General features: G+C 64.9%; 4 protein-coding genes. All 4 read right to left on the bottom strand.

The features are described 5' to 3' along the window. The coding region (locus tag AC08OQ_RS09595) for a peptidase associated/transthyretin-like domain-containing protein (RefSeq protein ID WP_476605159.1) at nt 1-341 on the bottom strand (341 nt) is incomplete at its 3' end. A gap of 685 nt (nt 342-1,026) precedes the next feature. Then, on the bottom strand, nt 1,027-2,094 hold the full coding sequence (locus AC08OQ_RS09590) for a bifunctional UDP-sugar hydrolase/5'-nucleotidase (RefSeq protein ID WP_476601793.1): 1,068 nt from the start codon (nt 2,092-2,094) through the stop codon (nt 1,027-1,029). Between the two features lie 181 nt (nt 2,095-2,275). Further along, nucleotides 2,276-2,452 carry a hypothetical protein gene (locus tag AC08OQ_RS09585; RefSeq protein ID WP_476611995.1) on the bottom strand — a complete coding sequence of 59 codons (177 nt, stop codon included), beginning with the start codon at nt 2,450-2,452 and terminating at the stop codon, nt 2,276-2,278. A 93-nt stretch (nt 2,453-2,545) separates the two neighbouring features. Beyond that, nucleotides 2,546-3,340 (bottom strand): substrate-binding domain-containing protein (locus AC08OQ_RS09580; RefSeq protein ID WP_476611994.1); only part of this gene is annotated, 795 nt, incomplete at its 5' end.

Here is a 3,340-nt window from a genome sequence, read left to right as displayed (position 1 = left end):
TTCCGGTGGGTGTGCCGATGGGTGTGCCAGCGCCGGGAACCATCCGCGAGGGTGAGGAGTTCGACGGCTCCGGCGGGGCGGTCCTCGTGCCTGACCCCGATGATCACCTCGTCGCCGTCGATGCGGCCCGGGGCCCGGTGCCCGGCCCGGTCAGCTGGTGGCGCCAGCGCACCACTCCGTGGCGGCGTGCGGTGGGTGCCGGGGCGGGTAAGGAACACGAACGGCCCCGCCGCGGCCAGCGAGAACGTCCCGTCCGCCGCGCTGGTAGTAACCGTACGGCCGTCGCTGACGAGCACACCGGGACAGGCCCGCCCGTCGGCGGTGACGACACGTCCACGCATGAAGATAGCCTTTCTCGAGATCAGACGCGGAGATACGAGCTACGACACTCGGTGAGGACGTCGGTTGTCGCCAGCGCGATGCCGCTGCTTTCAGCCGGCACTGCGTTTCGCCCAGCCCCCGGGAGGGCTACGCTGCCGTCCCGGGGGCTGGCCAGGCCCCGCCGCTGGGTGCACCCCGGCTTCGGGGCCAACTCCCCAACCGTAGGGCCACGCCGAAGCCACTTCCTGATCGAACAAGGCCACTACCTACATGCGGATGGCCTCACTGCGCCGCCCGCTTCTTGGCGGATAATCCACCCCCACCTGGATACTCGTATACAACCAGGATAGTTCCCGGCGCACACGATCTCCAGAATAGAGTCGAAATTGTGCTAGCCGACTTATTTAAAGCTTAGTAAGGTCGGTGTGCCGCTGCTTGTGAGCGGGCCCTGCCGGAAAACCAGGCGCGGAGTCCGTCCCGCATTCCGATGCCGGTGGGCTGCCAGTCCACGTCGCGCGCCAGCAGGGTGCGGGCGTTGCGAACGTGCATGCTGCTCAGCACGGTGAGACCGTCAGCGTGTCCTGCCCGGCGCGGCGCGCAGTGACATCCCTCGGTGAAGTAGAGGTCGAGGCCGCGGCGGAGCAGTTCGACCTCTTCCGCGGACAGTTCCGCGGCCCAGGTCTCGTCGGCGCGGGTGCCTCCTGGTCACGGCAGGGTACGGAACAGGTCTGCCTCGCTGACCCGCCCGGCGGGGAGGAACGTATGGATGCCGTCAAGGGGCACCTGACCACAGCTGACTTCAGCCCGGCCGACGATCGCGACGTCTGCGCCGGTCAGCTCCAGCACTCCGCGTGCCACGGCATCGCCGATCAGGCCCGCGCCGGGCATGGCGGGTTCGGTCAACGGCCGCTCCAGTTCACCGATGATCTGTCCGCGAAGCTCCGCCAGCGTGTTGCTGCCGGGACCGCTCCAACCGAGCCGATCCTCCTCGCGAGCAGTGACCAGTTCGCCACGAAGATGAATACCGTCATCGTCAATATCCACCACGCCGACCTCGACGCCCATCGCCCAGGGCTGGATGTAGGGCATTCCCGCGACGGTCCCGATCCGGCGCGTTGCTGTTACATGCGCGCCGAACACACCGTCGACGTGCCCGCGAAGAGCGCGACAGAAATCGTGCATCCGCTGGCCGCCGTCCGGCTCGCCAGGTCTTGGAAAGATCCCGTCATGAATTGCCACGAAGGTGTGGTCGACCTGGCCCCGAAGGCCGGCCGCGGTCTCGATCGTCAGCTGCGCCGCGGCGTCGAGATCGCCGAGCTGGTCATAGACCGCCCGGCCGCGCCGTTCGGCCAGGTTGATGCCCACGATCGCGACGGTGCGGCCGCTCGGCGAGCTGACCGTCCAGTACGGTTGGAACACCGGGCCAAGCGCCACCAAGGCCGGGTCCGCGGCAACCAGCGGGAAGGGGATCCGCTGTGCCCATGTCAACACCGCCGCATCACCGAAGTCGAACTCGTGATTGCCCGGGATAGCCGCATCAAAGCCAAGACTGGCGGCGGCCGCCCAACCGAGAACACCTTCGGTCGCTGTGCAGAGCGGTCCTCCGGCGGAGAAGTCGCCGACGTCGATCCAGGCACTTGTCTGCACGTCCTCGCGAAGCCGGTTCACCGTCGCCCGCAACGCCGAGCCACCGGGCAGCTGCCCCCAGGATGTTGCCTGTCTGCCAAACGATCCAAAGAAGTCGTAGGTGAGGAGCAGGCGGATGTCAGTCATGTGCATGGGCTCCTTCCTGTTCGAGTAGGTGTGGCGAAGACAGGCGCAGGCTCACGTCCTCGTCCTTACATGTTCGGGCCCCATGGAATCTTGGAGCTGGCCGCCTGGGGCACCGGAACTTCCGCCCAGCGGACCATGGGGCCCGAACACCACTCATCCTAGAAAACTTGCCTACCTGCGGTCAGACCGGGCACTTGGTTACCTGCAGCGAATCTTGCTTCGCAGGGTCGTCGATATTGTCCGCGGTGTAGACCTGCGGCGGAAGGACGACGCGCTCCTCAACCGGCTTACCCGACGCCGCCGCGACCGCCTGGTCCAGCATCTTCACACCAGCTTCACGCAGGTCGTAATCGATCAACGCGGAGATCCCGCCGCTCTTAAGGAGTCGAAATGAAATAACTTGCGCGTTTCGAACCCTCCACAGGCCTGTGACCTGCGATGATGCTCTCGATCACGTATTTGTTACTTCATTACGTCCCCTAAGAGCTTTGACGTCAAAAGGACTGGTGTCAAAACTGGTCACGTAAACACCGCTCTTGTTGCGCTGGCTGAGAGCTGTCACCGCGCCCTGTGCGGCAATTCCAAAGCTCGTGAAGATTGCCTTGATATCGGGGTCGCGCGCCAGGATAGCATTCATTTTCGCTGTTGCCGTCTGAGGCGATACGTCGGTGATCTCCGCACCCAGGTAATCGATGTTCGGATACTTTTTGATCTCGCTTTCGAAGTTGTGCAACCGCTGGTCGGCCGGCGTACTCACGCCTGGCGTGAAGCCGAGGCCCGCAACCTTGCCACCCTCGGTTCCGAGGTGTTTCGCGATGAGTTCCGCGGACAGCCGGCCGCCAGCGGCCTCGTCCGCGATGACCTCCGAGGCAAGCGGATCTTTCTTAGTCAGTGTGTTCAAAGCAGTCACGATCGGAATCCCCTGGGCCTTGGCCTTGGCGAGGGGCGCGTACATCGCATTGGCGTCGGCCACGCTGATCATGAGTCCGTCGGGCTTGTCAGCCAGGACCGAGTTGAGGATCGGCGTCATCGCGGCGGCCGAGAACTCCTTGGGATACTGGACGGTGACGGTGGCACCAATCTTACCCGCTTTGATCTTGGCGCCACACGCGATCGCATAGTAGGCGGGATCCTCAACCGCGCCGATGTAGGCGAAGCGCAGGCCGTTGCCGGCCTTACCCGCCGTGGTGCTCTGAGCTGACTGGCTGCTTTCACCGGACCCGCAGGCGGATACGGCACAAAGGGG

The sequence above is a fragment of the Frankia sp. CcCS3 genome (assembly GCF_977927575.1).
The sequence above is the reverse complement of the archived record's forward strand: the minus strand, read 5'-3'. Positions and strand labels throughout refer to the sequence as shown.

Coding starts and splice junctions, on each gene's coding strand:
- AC08OQ_RS09590 (WP_476601793.1), bottom strand. CDS start 2,094: ATGACTGACATCCGCCTGCTCCTCACCTACGACTTCTTTGGATCGTTT.